General features: G+C 38.2%; 13 protein-coding genes and 1 tRNA gene. 13 read left to right on the plus strand and 1 reads right to left on the minus strand.

Annotation, left to right across the window (positions count from 1 at the left end):
- Positions 1-7: 7 nt before the first annotated feature.
- From dxs to FEZ08_RS05820, 4 genes are read left to right on the plus strand one after another with little or no spacing between them, the layout of a single operon-like run.
- Positions 8-1,921, plus strand: coding sequence for a 1-deoxy-D-xylulose-5-phosphate synthase (gene dxs, locus FEZ08_RS05805; protein ID WP_138190770.1), 1,914 nt, complete (start codon positions 8-10; stop codon positions 1,919-1,921).
- Positions 1,905-2,714: a TlyA family RNA methyltransferase gene (locus FEZ08_RS05810; RefSeq protein ID WP_138190771.1), complete on the plus strand. Its 810-nt coding sequence runs from the start codon at positions 1,905-1,907 to the stop codon at positions 2,712-2,714. Before dxs ends, FEZ08_RS05810 begins: the two co-directional genes overlap by 17 nt.
- A 13-nt stretch (positions 2,715-2,727) precedes the next feature.
- Positions 2,728-4,377, plus strand: coding sequence for a DNA repair protein RecN (gene recN / locus FEZ08_RS05815; protein WP_171014959.1), 1,650 nt, complete (start codon positions 2,728-2,730; stop codon positions 4,375-4,377).
- A gap of 12 nt (positions 4,378-4,389) precedes the next feature.
- Positions 4,390-4,869 carry a GNAT family N-acetyltransferase gene (locus tag FEZ08_RS05820; protein ID WP_138190773.1) on the plus strand — a complete coding sequence of 160 codons (480 nt, stop codon included), beginning with the start codon at positions 4,390-4,392 and terminating at the stop codon, positions 4,867-4,869.
- A 46-nt stretch (positions 4,870-4,915) separates the two neighbouring features.
- On the opposite strand, the gene FEZ08_RS12555 is transcribed toward FEZ08_RS05820, so the two are convergent.
- Positions 4,916-5,044 carry a hypothetical protein gene (locus FEZ08_RS12555; protein ID WP_277871035.1) on the minus strand — a complete coding sequence of 43 codons (129 nt, stop codon included), beginning with the start codon at positions 5,042-5,044 and terminating at the stop codon, positions 4,916-4,918.
- 90 nt (positions 5,045-5,134) lie between these two features.
- Between FEZ08_RS12555 and FEZ08_RS05825 the strand changes: the two genes are divergently transcribed.
- The 9 genes from FEZ08_RS05825 (at position 5,135) to FEZ08_RS05865 (ending at position 13,570) form a co-directional block, all read left to right on the plus strand.
- Positions 5,135-6,334: a DNA polymerase IV gene (locus FEZ08_RS05825; protein WP_138190774.1), complete on the plus strand. Its 1,200-nt coding sequence runs from the start codon at positions 5,135-5,137 to the stop codon at positions 6,332-6,334.
- A complete protein-coding gene (locus tag FEZ08_RS05830; protein WP_138190775.1) occupies positions 6,315-6,851 on the plus strand; it encodes an NUDIX hydrolase in 537 nt (178 codons plus the stop codon). The genes FEZ08_RS05825 and FEZ08_RS05830 overlap by 20 nt, the downstream gene beginning before the upstream one ends.
- A gap of 4 nt (positions 6,852-6,855) precedes the next feature.
- Positions 6,856-7,746, plus strand: a complete 891-nt coding sequence (xerD, locus tag FEZ08_RS05835) for a site-specific tyrosine recombinase XerD (RefSeq protein ID WP_138190776.1) — start codon at positions 6,856-6,858, stop codon at positions 7,744-7,746.
- Positions 7,747-7,826: 80 nt separating this feature from the next.
- Complete coding sequence (gene pulA, locus FEZ08_RS05840; protein WP_138190777.1) at positions 7,827-9,950, plus strand: type I pullulanase; 2,124 nt, start codon at positions 7,827-7,829, stop codon at positions 9,948-9,950.
- A 71-nt stretch (positions 9,951-10,021) separates the two neighbouring features.
- Positions 10,022-10,098 (plus strand) — tRNA-Arg (locus FEZ08_RS05845).
- A 155-nt stretch (positions 10,099-10,253) separates the two neighbouring features.
- Positions 10,254-11,495, plus strand: a complete 1,242-nt coding sequence (locus FEZ08_RS05850) for a MucBP domain-containing protein (RefSeq protein ID WP_138190778.1) — start codon at positions 10,254-10,256, stop codon at positions 11,493-11,495.
- Positions 11,496-11,590: 95 nt separating this feature from the next.
- A complete protein-coding gene (gene hpt, locus FEZ08_RS05855; RefSeq protein WP_138190779.1) occupies positions 11,591-12,124 on the plus strand; it encodes a hypoxanthine phosphoribosyltransferase in 534 nt (177 codons plus the stop codon).
- Complete coding sequence (locus FEZ08_RS05860; RefSeq protein ID WP_138190780.1) at positions 12,124-12,489, plus strand: HsmA family protein; 366 nt, start codon at positions 12,124-12,126, stop codon at positions 12,487-12,489. The genes hpt and FEZ08_RS05860 overlap by 1 nt, the downstream gene beginning before the upstream one ends.
- A 100-nt stretch (positions 12,490-12,589) precedes the next feature.
- Positions 12,590-13,570: an alpha/beta hydrolase gene (locus FEZ08_RS05865; protein ID WP_138190781.1), complete on the plus strand. Its 981-nt coding sequence runs from the start codon at positions 12,590-12,592 to the stop codon at positions 13,568-13,570.
- The last annotated feature ends 20 nt before the right edge of the window (positions 13,571-13,590 follow it).

The raw sequence follows: 13,590 nt of genomic DNA on the forward strand, positions 1-13,590 counted from the left end.
TGTGACAATGTCAGAGTTTAATAATTTATATGCAATTCAGTCACCAAAGTTTTTAAAGGTGTTATCTGTCAATGAATTAGATCATTTAGCCGGCGAAATCCGACGCTTTTTAGTTGATAGTTTGAGTAAGACCGGTGGACATATTGCTCCAAATCTGGGAGTTGTGGAGCTTACAATTGCCATGCATTATGCTTTTGATTCGCCAACTGATAAGTTCTTATGGGATGTTGGGCATCAAAGTTATATTCATAAAATTTTGACCGGACGTGCAAAAGATTTTGTAAATCTGCGAAAATATAAAGGGTTGAGTGGTTTTCCGCGACGTGAAGAAAGTGAACATGATGTTTGGGAAACCGGACATGCTTCAACTTCACTTTCAGCGGCACTTGGTATGGCGGTAACCCGTGATGCAATGGGTGCTGATTATCACATTGTTCCGGTTATTGGTGATGGTGCCTTAAGCGGTGGTATGGCTTTAGAGGCATTAAACCATATTGGCTATGAACAGCGGCGAATGATTATTATTTTAAATGATAATGATATGTCGATTTCTAATAATGTCGGCGCGATTAAAAAACATTTAGAGCGCATGCGTATGACCAGAAGTTATCATAATGTTAAACAGAGAACTAAAAGTGTTGTAAAACAAGTGCCAATGATTGGTTCGCGGGTTGAAAACTGGATTTCTCAATTAAAAGCTAATACCCGAAAGTTATTTTTCGATGGGAAAGCCAGTTTCTTTGAAGATTTAGGTTTAGGTTATATTGGCCCGATTAATGGTCACGACATTTCATTGCTTATTGAAGTATTTGAAGTTGCTAAAGAATTGGATCATCCGGTCGTTTTACATGTGAGTACTGAGAAGGGTCGCGGGTACAATCCGGCGGCAGCCGATAATCGTGGCAGCTGGCATGGTATTGGTCCTTTTGATATTATTAATGGTAAGAAAATCCGAGCGCCGAAGCATGAGGATGATCGGGCGTGGAGTGGTATTGTTTCGCAAACGTTGGAACGGCTGGCAGCTCGTGATGAGAAAATCATTGCCGTCACACCGGCGATGATTAAAGGCTCTAAACTGGAGTTTTTCCAAGATAAATTTGCTGATCGTTTATTTGATGTTGGTATTGCTGAGGAGCATGCTGCTACCTTTGCCGGAGCAATGAGTATTGATAATTTCCATCCGTTCTTGGCAATTTATTCAACCTTTTTACAGCGTTCTTATGATCAGATTCTTCATGATATTGCCAGACAAAATCTGCATACCGTTATTGGCGTCGATCGATGCGGCTTTGCAACCGGCGATGGTGATACCCATCATGGTATTTATGATATTAGTTTCTTGCGCGGTATTCCAAATATGACGATTTGCATGCCTAAAGATGATTGCGAAGCGCAAAATATGCTGTATAGTGCTTTTTATGCTTACAGCGGCCCAATTGCCATGCGTTACCCACGCGGTTATCACCGTTTTAAGGAAGTTGAATCATTTACGATTATTCCGTATGCAAGCTGGGAAGTTGTAAAAGAAGGTAATGATGGAGTTATCTTGGCATTCGGGCCACAGTTAAAACGGGCAATTACTATTGCTGAACGTTTAGCGGCTGAACATGGCACTGATTATGCGGTTGTTAATGCAAGGTTTATTAAGCCTATGGATGAGCAATTATTGCATCAACTTTTTGAAAAGTATCCACAGTTGGTTACGATTGAGGAAGGGGCTCGGATTGGCGGCTTCGGCAGTGCTGTTCTTGAGTTTGCCAATAAATATAATTATCATAATCAAATCCGGATTTTTGCTATTGAGGATACATTTATTGCTCAGGGTGATATTGAGAACTTATATAAAGAAGCAAAGATTGATACTGAGTATATTGTCCGTGAGTTGAGTACACAAGGAGATAGTTATGAAGGAACGGATTGATATTTTACTAGTAGAAGGCGGCTTTTTCCCGACGCGAGAGAAAGCAAAGCGTGCGGTTATGGCCGGGATTGTTTTTGCTAACGAAGAGCGCATTGATAAGCCTGGTGAGAAAGTTGCCAGAGATAAAGTGCTGCGAGTGAAGGGACGCGATTGTCCGTATGTAAGTCGTGGTGGCTACAAACTTGAAAAGGCACTGAATACTTTTGAAATTGATCTGCATGATGCAGTTGTTGTTGATATCGGCGCATCAACTGGCGGTTTTACTGATTGTGCACTGCAACATGGGGCTAAATTGGTTTATGCAATTGATGTTGGTACCAATCAGCTAGTATGGAGTATGCGAAGTCACCCGCAGGTTATTTCAATTGAGAAGTGTAATTTTCGCTATGCTACGACTGATTTATTTGAACAAGATAAGCCAAATTTCGCAGTTATTGACGTTTCATTTATTTCATTACGTTTGATTTTGCCACCATTACTTGATATTTTAGAAAATGGTGATAAGGTTGTAGCCTTGATTAAGCCGCAATTTGAGGCTGGTCGTGAAATGGTTGGGAAAAAGGGGATTGTACGTGAACGCAAGGTCCACGTACAAGTCATCCGTGACTTGTTTACTTACTTCTCAAACCAGAATTGGCAAGTGAATGGGTTGACGTTTTCGCCGATAACCGGCGGTTCAGGAAATATTGAATTCTTAGTTTATTTAGAGAAGACAGAAGCTGGAAGTGCTTTAGCAACTACAGTTAATATTGACAATGTTGTTGATGAAGCCTATCAGAGTTTTAAGGAGTGAAAGGGGATCATTTATGCTGACACATTTAACGATTCGTAATTTTGCTATTATTCATGCAGTAGATATTGATTTTAGTGACGGAATGACTGTTTTGTGCGGTGAAACCGGTGCAGGTAAGTCGATTATTATTGATGCTATTGAATTATTATGCGGTGGACGTGGTTCTGCTGAATATGTTCAGCACGGCTTTGATAAATGCATGATTGAAGGATTATTTTATCCTTCAAAGAATAGTTCAGTTTGGCAGTTGCTTACTGATTATGATATTGATGCTGAAGAAAACAGCATTATTTTAGCGCGTTCAATCAGCAGTGATGGCAAGAGTGTTTGTCGAATTAATGGGAAGATGATGCCAGTTACCGTTGCTCGGTTGATTGGTAATGAACTTGTTGATATTCATTCGCAGCACGAAAATCAATTTTTACTGGAGAGTAAGAATTATATTCCGATTTTAGATCGTTTGGCGGGTCTTGGAACTCAGTTAAATGATTATAAGTCAGCATATAATCATTATTTGGAAGCCAAGCAGACTTATGATGCTTTTATTGAAAATAGCGATGATGTCAGTCAGCTTGATTATTTTCAATTTCAGTTAGAACAACTGCAGAATGCAAATATCAAAGAAAATGAAATTGAAGAGCTTGAAATTCAATTACGTCGTTTACAACAAAGTGATAAGTTAATTCAACAATTGCATGTTGCACATGATGCCTTGCAAAATGATGGTGGTGCATTGACTGGTATTTATCAGGCGCGCAGAGCTTTAGAGCAAATCAGCAACATTGATGAGGCATATAGTAATTGGTTCAGCAAACTTGAATCAGTTTATTATGATTTAGAAGATAGCGCGGCTGAGCTTGAAGCTGAGTTAGAAAAATTCGAGCAAAGCGGTGCCGAACTTGTTCAAGTTGAAGAACGATTATCGGATTTATATACGCTGCAACGTAAAGTTGGCAATGACTTATTTGCAGCTCAACATGATTTAAGTCAGAAGGTACAGCAACTGCTTGACTTTGATAGTTATAAGGCAGAATTAGAGCAGCAAGTTGAACTTGCTAAAAAAGAAGCCTATGCCTGTGGCGAGGTTTTATCAACTGCACGTATGTCGGTTGCTAAAAATCTTGAAGCAGAAGTTATGGCACAGCTTACTGATTTATATATGCCTAATGTTACCTTTGAGATCGCAATCAGCAATGGTGAACTGCAAACAAATGGTATTGATAAGGTTGAATTTTTAATTGCAACCAATAAAGGTGAGTTGCTGAAGCCAATTGCGAAAGTGGCCTCAGGCGGCGAACTTTCGCGGATTATGTTGGCGCTTAAAGTTATATTTACCAAATATACCAGTATTGATACAATTATATTTGATGAAATTGATACCGGTGTTAGTGGTAAAGTAGCTGAAAGTATTGCCCGTAAAATGCATATTTTGGGTGAGCAGATGCAAGTCTTGGCGATTACTCACTTGCCGCAAGTTGTTGCTATGAGTGATAATCAGATTCATGTTTCCAAAACAACAACCGAAAACGGTGTATTGGTAGCGACTAAGATTTTGAATGATAGCCAAAAAGAAAATGAAGTAGCACAAATGCTTTCGGGGACACATGTTACAGAAGCAGCGATGGATAATGCCAGAGCATTAATCTCGCATATGAAACAATAAGGTGGTATTGATATGGATAAACAATTATTGATTAGAGAAGCGGTTATTGATGATAGTCAGCTTATTGTTGACTACATAAAGAAATTAGCAATTTATGAAAAAATGGAAGACGATGCTGTTGCTACAGCTGAACAAATTCGCAAAACGGTTTTTGAACAGAAGTACGCACATGTTTTGATTGCTGAATGTGACAATCAGCCAATTGGCTTTGTTTTGTATTTCTTTAACTATTCCACATTTGCCGGCAGTCCCGGCTTATATTTAGAAGACTTATTTTTGGATGAAGCTTACCGAGGATATGGATTTGGCAAGCAGTTAATGAAGAAACTAGCACGAATTGCGCTTGAAAATGGTTGTTCACGCTTTGAGTGGACTTGCCTTGACTGGAACGAACCATCACTTGCATTCTACCGAAAAATCGGAGCTGTGGCCATGGATGAGTGGACTGTACAGCGACTTGATGGCGAAGCTTTGAGAAATTTGGCTGAATAAATGATAAAAGCAGAAGTAGTTGCTACTTCTGCTTTTTTAAGTTTCTTTATTGACCAGTACTGATATATAATATTAAGGTAATAACGCTCATAAATGCGCCGCCGATGATTAATGCAACCATTGCCAGTGATACAACTCTTTGGACAAGCGGCGTCTTCCTTGCTTCTTTCGACATGTGGTTATCCTTCTTTCTTTTTCTAGCTAGTTAAGCTATAATAATTGTAGTAGAATTTGCCAACTTTTTCAAGAAGGAGGCACTGAAAGTATGCAAAATCGAATTATTTTTCATATAGATATGAATAGTTTCTTTGCTTCGTGTGAGGTTGCTAATCACCCTGAATTAGTTGGCAAACCGGTTGTTGTTGGCGGTGCCAGCCGGCGATCAGTAGTATTGGCAGCAACTTATGAGGCAAGAAAATTTGGTATTCATTCGGGAATGCCAATGTATCAGGCGCTGCGACGTTGTCCGCATTTAGTCATTCAATCATCACATTTTCAATTATATCGTGATTATTCAAAACGTTTAATGAAGTTGCTGCAAACCTATGAGGTGCCAATTGAACAAGCCTCAATTGATGAAGCGTATGTTGATTTTACTGCCAAACAAGTTGAACTTGGTAATATTGAAACATTTGCCAAGACTTTACAACAACGAATTTATGATGAATTGGGATTGCCGAATAGTATTGGTATTTCTTATAATAAATTTTTGGCGAAAATGGCTTCTGATATGAAAAAGCCGATGGGCATTACAGTTATTCGCCGCAAAGATATTCCAACTAAAATATGGCCTTTAGAGATAGGGGAGATGTTTGGTGTTGGCAAGAAGAGTGCCGCTAAACTAAGAACATTAGGTATAAAGACAATTGGTGATTTTGCGCAGATTGATGCGAAGAAATTAGAAATTGCCTTTTCCGATATGACTATTAGCCAACAGGCATATGCCAGAGGTGAAGATAGTCGTATTGTTGATGGAGAACGTCATAAAGCGCAATCAATCGGGCATTCAATTACTTTTGAAAGTGATAAAGATAATGAAGATGAGTTGCTTGAAGTTATGGAACGATTGTTGGATCAAGTACTCGCTCGTATGGAAAAACAAGACCAAAAAGCAAAAACTATTCAAATCACAATCCGTAATAGCTATTTTAAAACTCAAAATCGTTCGTATACTTTACATGAGTATAGCAATAATAAAAAGGAAATTTGGGAAGTTGTTAGTCGGCTATTCTTTAATGCCTGGGACGGTGAACCATTACGACTGATTGGTGTTGCGCTGACGCAGTTTATTGCTAAAGAAGAGGCGACTGAGCAAATGAATTTGTTTTATCAGCCGGAAGGGATTGAACAAATTGAAAAACGCAATAAAGTGCTGCATAAGTTACAAAACAAGTTTGGTGATGAAACAATAACCACAGCAAGAAAATTGAAAGGACGAAAAAAAGATGACACTAGTAGAGACTAAAATAGATTCGAAACCAATTTATAATGGTAATATCATTACCGTAAGTGTTGATACTGTAATGCTTCCGAATGGTGATAAAGCAGAACGCGAAGTTGCCAGACATAATGGCGGTGTTTGTGTATTAGCAGTAACTGCTGAAAATAAGGTAGTTCTAGTAAAGCAATTCCGTTATGTAACCGGAGAAGAGCTTTTTGAAATTCCGGCTGGAAAACGTGATTCAAAGGATGAAGATCCATATAGTGGTGCTATGCGTGAATTAGAAGAAGAAACACCATATTTTGCTGAGCGCTTGGAACTGTTGTATCGATTTTATCCGGCGCCTGGTTTTTGTGATGAAGAATTGCATTTATATCAGGCAATTGGATTACAACTTGGCAGTACACGTGAATTAGATGATGATGAATTCATTGAAGTTTATGAGTTTACTAAGGAAGAAGTGCTTGAACTATTGAATAATGACAAGATTCATGATGGTAAGACCATCATCGCATTGCAATACTGGCTGAATAAGGAATGATAATATGGATAATGCAATCATATTGTATTTAAACTATATAACGGTTGAAAAGGGATTAGCGGCAAATACTCGCGAGAGCTATGGCCGTGATTTGAAAACTTATGCAGCTTTTTTAAAAAAGCAGTTCGATGTAACTGAGCCAACGGCAATTACTAATGAAGAAGCAACAGCTTTCTTCGAGTTTTTAAGTAAGAGCGGCAAAAGTAAAGCGACCAGCGCACGAATTTTGACAACCTTAAGAAACTTCCATAAGTTTTTACTTGTAGAAAAGATGTCTGATCATAATCCGGTTGCTCACTTGGATATGCCTAAAAAAAGTAAAAGTCTGCCAAAATATCTTAGTATTCAAGAAGTTGATCGCCTGCTTGAAGTGCCGATTCGTGATGGCCATGAAGCAATTGATTTTCGTAATCGAACAATGTTGGAAGTACTGTATGCAACCGGTATGCGGGTAAGTGAGCTGCTGTCAATTACGATAGATGACTTAAATTTATTAATGGGTTTTATCCGTGTATTTGGGAAAGGTTCGAAAGAACGAATTGTACCGCTCGGTGATGCTGCTATTGAATACATCAAAGCTTATTTAGAATATTATCGACCATATCTGGATACCAAGCAGTTGCCTTATTTATTTTTGAACAATTCCGGCAACCAAATGTCACGGCAAGGCTTTTTTAAAATTATCAAACAACTTAGTCAGGCTGCGGGGATAACGCGCTCGGTATCACCGCATATTCTTCGTCACTCATTCGCCACGCACTTACTTGAAAATGGTGCAGACTTGCGTTCGGTGCAGGAATTACTTGGTCATAGTGATATTTCTACCACCCAAATATACACGCATGTAAGCAAACAAAGATTGAAAGAAATGTATAAACATCATCCGCGAGCATAGTACATGGCGGGCATCATTTAATGGTGCCCGTTTTTATATTTATTTTGTGAATATGTTATAATGGAGCTAAGGTGAGTTTTATGGATAAACATATTTTTGCATTTTGGGATGACTTTCAGAAAATAATCATTGAAGATTATCAGCAAAAAATAAATGATACTAATCAATTTATGCTTGTTGGTAATGATGAACAAATTGAACTATTATTTGTAAGTGACTATTATGTTGGTGACGGCCATATATTTGAGTATACAATTAAACACGAACTCTTGTTTGGCAGTGAATATCGAGTGGTAAGCGATAATGGGATAAATGTCGTTCTTGAAAATCGCAATATTGTACGAACTGCGGAATTTGATAAGCGTTTTTATTATGATGGTGATGACTTAGGGGTACATTATTTGCCGACACAAACTGAATTTGCTGTGTGGACACCAATTGCAACTGAACTTTTACTTTGGGTAAAAAATGCTGATAAAACGCTCATCAAGCGCTTTACCAGAAGCGAAGCAGGGGTTTGGCGTCTGCAATTAAAAGGAGACTTTGAACTGAGTGAATACTTATTGCTTGTAAAAGTAAATGGTTTGTGGCAGGTGACAACAGATCCTTATGCGCGGGCAAGCACAGCGAATGCTGAACGCAGTGTTGTGGTGAATCCGGCATCAGTTCAAGTAGATGCACAAAAAAACTTTTTACCGGCTTTTGATTTTCCTACCGATGCAATTATTTATGAAACCCACGTTCGTGATTTTTCAATTCAAGATGGGCAGGTGTTTGCTAACAAAGGTAAATTTTTAGGAATGAGCGAGCGTGGCTTAGCAAATGACGCCGGAGATAGTATAGGTATTGATTATTTAACTGAGCTTGGAGTCACTCATGTACAAGTGTTGCCTGTCTTCGATTTTGGTCGCAGCGATGAGTTAGCTGAATTGCCGGCATATAATTGGGGATATGATCCAATACAATATAATGTGCCTGAAGGAAGTTATGCAACTGATGCCACTCAACCATATAGTCGGATTATTGAATTAAAGCAAATGATTGCTGCATTTCATATGCAGGGTATTCGTGTGAATATGGATGTTGTGTATAATCATGTATTTGAAGCCGGTCAGTTTGCTTATGGTGTTTTAGTTCCTGGATATTTATTTCGCTACGATGCCTTGAATCATTTGCTGGATGGGACTGGTTGCGGCAATGATGTTGCCAGCGAACGGAGGATGGTGCGTAAATTTATTGTAGAATCAATATGTTACTGGGCAACTGAGTATGGATTTGATGGTTTTCGTTTTGATTTAATGGGAATTTTGGATATAGATACTATGAATGCGATTCGTGAAGCAATAAATGATATTGATAGTTCAATGCTTATTTATGGTGAAGGCTGGAATATGGCGAGCGGTATTGAAGAGAAGGAAAAGGCTATGGCTGAGAATGCTCAGTCATTGCCGCAAATTGGCTTTTTTAATGCCGATTTTCGTGATGCTATTAAGGGCAGTACTTTTCAGCATGATGCCCGCGGACTAGTTGCCAATGGTTTTGAACGGCTGCCGATCATTGCCAGCTTACTGGCAGGCAGTGTCTATCAAACCGGAATTGCCGTTCATTTTGAAGAGCCGTCGCAAAGTATTAATTATGTCAGTTGTCATGATAATTTGATTTTATTTGACCGTATTCTTAGAAGTGGTATGTCAGACGGCATGTCACGAGTCTATACTTATCAACAATTAGCTTTGGCTTTAGTATTGGTAAGTCAAGGCATTCCGTTTCTGCATGCTGGAGATGAATTCTTCCGCACTAAAAACGGGGTAGAAGATAGCTACAATGCACCAGATGCTATTAATATGATTGATTGGAATCGCCGTTCAGAATTTAAAACAACAGTTGAGTATATAAAAGGATTAATTGCTATTCGTAAAATGCATGGTGCCTTCAGAATGAAAAGTGCTCAGGAGATTTTTGAGCATGTGAAGATTACCAGCAATAATTTGAATATTTACTATGATTTATTCAATGTTGGCTATTGTGGTGATTATAATGATATTAAAGTGATAATTAATTTAAGTGATGAAGAATTAGCTATTGATTTACCTTTAGAATGGCAATGTTTTGCTGAAAATTCATGGGCAAGCATAAGTGCTAAAACGAGAAAAAATGAGATAATTGAAGTAGCAGCGCATACTTTAGCAATTTATATGCGATAAAATACAAAAAAGACTTATCAAAAGTATAATTTTAGTGTATTATATAAGAAGACGATTGTTTCGTCTTTTATGCGCCCGTAGCTCAGCTGGATAGAGCGTTTGATTCCGGTTCAAAAGGTCGTGGGTTCGACTCCTGTCGGGCGCGCCATATTAAAATTATTGTACCAAAGGTTTACTTAGTAAACCTTTGGTACTTTTTTTTGAAAAATGGTAAGAAATGGTAAAGCTTTGTTCCTCGTGGGATTAAATTGAAAAACACGCTAAATTAAGGTATAATTAAAATAATTCTAGGGGGAATTGATAATGAAACGAAAAATAGGTATTGCTCTTTTAGCAATTTTTTTAATGTGCGGTTTACAGACTAGTGTGTTTGCCGAGAGCACTGATGAAAAACAAATAACACCGACACTTAGGCTATTAAGTTATGAAACTGCAGATTTGAACGGTCGTGGTTCAGTCACTTTCTCAGGTTCAGCTATATATAATAAGCCCTATAAGTATATTACAGTAACCAAAACAGTAACACTTACTAATACATCTAACACAACAATGAATGCACAATTATATTTGCCATTCTTATATACATATGGATTGTCAGAAACTGATAATACTTCATACGACTACATAGGTTACCCCTCAAAATGGGACAGCAGTGTTAATAAGTTTTTTTATAATGGATATGTAACGAATGGTGGTTACGTTGGTGCAGTTGTCGGTGATGAAGTAACATTAAGCTACCCATTACGTAAGGATTTGAAAGATGCACAATATTTTATTAATGATATAGTGTATAAACAAGCAGATCTTGCTGATTGGCGACCGGATATCCCGATTGTTCGCGAACTTGCTCAAGAGGGCGAAGATGAGACAATTATTGCTTTTGACATGGGTGAATTAGCTCCAGGAGAAACGCGAACTTTCAGTTTTGACTTCAAAAATTATGGTATCCCGACATACGCTGGAGTGAGTGGTATTGATGTAGTTACTTATTTACGTACAGAATATATTGCAAAGCCGGTAACAGTTCAATATCACGATGAGAATGGTGATGCCATTATTGCTGCTGATGTTATCAATGAAAACGGTGAGCAGTTGTTAGATGAACCTTATACAACAACACCTAAGGAAATTTCTGGTTATAGATTGGTTGCAACACCTGAAAATGCTAAAGGTATCCTCTCAGAAGAAGAACAAACGGTCGTTTATCGCTACCAGAAGATAACTGATGGTAATGTTATTGTTAATTATCTTGATGAATCCGGAAACGCTTTGACTGATGCAACGATACTTACAGGTGAAGTCGGCAGCAATTACCAAACCGAGGCAAAAGCAATTAATGGTTGGGAATTAAAAAATACTGTTGGTAATGCCAGTGGAACTTATAATGTTACTGACCAAACTGTCAATTATATTTATCAGCCAATTGCAATAGTTGATTCATTACCGAATACTGGTGAGAATCATGATGCTTATATTGCCATAGGGTTAGGAATTGTATTTGTTGCCGGTACGATGTTGACTATACTTAAGATTAAAAGGAAATAATTTTGATAAAAGCGGCTTTTAGAGAAGCCGCTTTTATTGTTTTTTCACATAAAAAGAAATGGTATAGTGTGCTATAATAGGCACGAGGTGTTTTTATGAGTGATGTTAAGGTTTTGATTGATAAAGTAACGTTGGATGAGCGTTGTCAGGAGTTAGCGGCGGCAATTACTGCTGATTACCAAGCGAGCGAACGTCCATTAATGGTTGGTATTCTTAAAGGTGCGATTCCATTTATGAGTAAAGTGCTTGAATATGTTGATATTCCCAAAGCAGAAGTTGATTATATGCGCTTTTCAAGTTACGAGGGAACCACTTCAACCAATACGGTCCGCTTGTTGCTGGATTTAAGTACTAATATTGAAGATCGCGATGTTATTGTTTTTGAAGATATTATTGATACCGGGCAAACGCTGGAAAAACTTTTAGAATTGTTAAACACACGTAAACCGAAGTCTCTGAGGGTTGTCAGTTTGTTGGATAAGCCGGAGCGGCGCTTGGTACAGGTTGATGCAGATTATGTTGGTTTTGTCGTACCGGATGTGTTTATTGTTGGTTTTGGCATTGATTATAACCAGCAGTATCGTACATTGGATTATGTTGGTATTTACCAAGGAAATGAGGAAGTATAATGTTACCATTTGCAATTATTTCAATTACTTTGGCACTAGTCTTATATTCGGCCGGGGTTTGGGGCGAGCGGCTTAGCAAGAATTTGCGTGGCTGGCATGTTATTATTTTTTGGTGCGGTCTTGTCTTTGATATGATTGGAACAACTTTAATGGGGCAGATTGCTGGTAGTTTTAGTTTCAATTTGCATAGTGTAACCGGTGTAATAGCTATTCTATTGATGCTGGTTCATGCTATTTGGGCGACCATTGTGTTATTTAAAGGCAGCGAACGCGCAAAAGCAAATTTTCATAAATTCAGTATTGTTGTCTGGGCGATTTGGTTGATTCCGTATTTTACCGGCATGTTTCTGGGGATGGGTAGATAAGGAAAGTTGGATACCGGCGGCTGTAAACAGCCGCCGGTATTATTTTTATTACCAAAATATGATATACTGGTAAGAGAATTAGCAAGGAGTGTAATCAACTATGTGGAAGAAAATTGTTTTAGGTGTTTTAGCAGCAATATTAGTTATTAGCGGAATAGGCTTGTTTTTAGCAAGTAATTATTTTTATGGTGTAGCTATTGCTCGTAATGATAAGGGCTTTTTGGATGAAACTGCGGCAATAACGGTAAAAGATGAAGAAGAGCGCGAACAAATTCGTATTGAGCGCGAGGAGTGGTTAACTACTGTTGGCTACGAAGATTTATTTATGAATAGTCGTGATGGTTTGCAATTGCATGGTATATACATTCCCGGTAATGATTTGAATGTTGATAACGTGACCGTTGTTCTGGCACATGGTTATTCCGGTAATGCTAAAGGTATGATTAGTTTTGCACAATATTATCACAGCAGATATGGCTATAATATTTTAATGCCGGATGATCGCGGTCATGGTGAAAGTGAAGGCGATTATATAGGTATGGGCTGGCCTGATCGAATTGATTATCTTGATTGGATTAGTAAAATGATTGATCAAAACGGCAAAGACAGCCAGATAATTGTTCATGGTGTTTCTATGGGGGGTGCCACTGTTGCGATGCTAAGCGGTGAAACATTACCTGAACAAGTGAAGTTTTTGGTTGAAGATTGCGGTTACACTTCAGCCTGGGATATTTTTGAATACCAATTAAATGATTTATATAGCTTGCCGGCATTCCCAATATTGAATGCTACAAGTGTTATGACTAAAATACGTGCCGGTTATCTTTTTGATGAAGCCAGCGCCGTTGAACAGGTAAAAAAAGCAACGCTGCCAATGATTTTTGTTCATGGCAGTGATGACACTTTTGTTCCAACTGAGATGGTTTATCAGTTATATGATGCTGCGCCAGTCGAAAAAGAGCTGTTGATTGTTGAAGGTGCACAGCATGGGAATGCTTTCTCGGTTGATCAAACTGGAACTTATAAACAATTAATCAATACTTATATTCAAGACTATATTGATCATCGTGGTCAAATGTAGATATAATTACTAGTTAAATA

Origin of the sequence: Culicoidibacter larvae (assembly GCF_005771635.1) — a bacterium.
In the GTDB taxonomy this organism is placed as follows: Bacteria; Bacillota_I; Bacilli_A; order Culicoidibacterales; family Culicoidibacteraceae; genus Culicoidibacter; species Culicoidibacter larvae.

Bases quoted from the DNA above. Each gene is read 5' to 3' on its own strand.
- hpt (WP_138190779.1), top strand. From the start codon at position 11,591: ATGAGTGATGTTAAGGTTTTGATTGATAAAGTAACGTTGGATGAGCGT.
- xerD (WP_138190776.1), top strand. From the start codon at position 6,856: ATGGATAATGCAATCATATTGTATTTAAACTATATAACGGTTGAAAAG.
- FEZ08_RS05865 (WP_138190781.1), top strand. From the start codon at position 12,590: ATGTGGAAGAAAATTGTTTTAGGTGTTTTAGCAGCAATATTAGTTATT.
- FEZ08_RS05830 (WP_138190775.1), top strand. From the start codon at position 6,315: ATGACACTAGTAGAGACTAAAATAGATTCGAAACCAATTTATAATGGT.
- pulA (WP_138190777.1), top strand. From the start codon at position 7,827: ATGGATAAACATATTTTTGCATTTTGGGATGACTTTCAGAAAATAATC.
- FEZ08_RS05820 (WP_138190773.1), top strand. From the start codon at position 4,390: ATGGATAAACAATTATTGATTAGAGAAGCGGTTATTGATGATAGTCAG.
- dxs (WP_138190770.1), top strand. From the start codon at position 8: ATGTCAGAGTTTAATAATTTATATGCAATTCAGTCACCAAAGTTTTTA.
- FEZ08_RS05860 (WP_138190780.1), top strand. From the start codon at position 12,124: ATGTTACCATTTGCAATTATTTCAATTACTTTGGCACTAGTCTTATAT.
- FEZ08_RS05810 (WP_138190771.1), top strand. From the start codon at position 1,905: ATGAAGGAACGGATTGATATTTTACTAGTAGAAGGCGGCTTTTTCCCG.
- FEZ08_RS12555 (WP_277871035.1), bottom strand. From the start codon at position 5,044: ATGTCGAAAGAAGCAAGGAAGACGCCGCTTGTCCAAAGAGTTGTATCA.
- recN (WP_171014959.1), top strand. From the start codon at position 2,728: ATGCTGACACATTTAACGATTCGTAATTTTGCTATTATTCATGCAGTA.
- FEZ08_RS05850 (WP_138190778.1), top strand. From the start codon at position 10,254: ATGAAACGAAAAATAGGTATTGCTCTTTTAGCAATTTTTTTAATGTGC.
- FEZ08_RS05825 (WP_138190774.1), top strand. From the start codon at position 5,135: ATGCAAAATCGAATTATTTTTCATATAGATATGAATAGTTTCTTTGCT.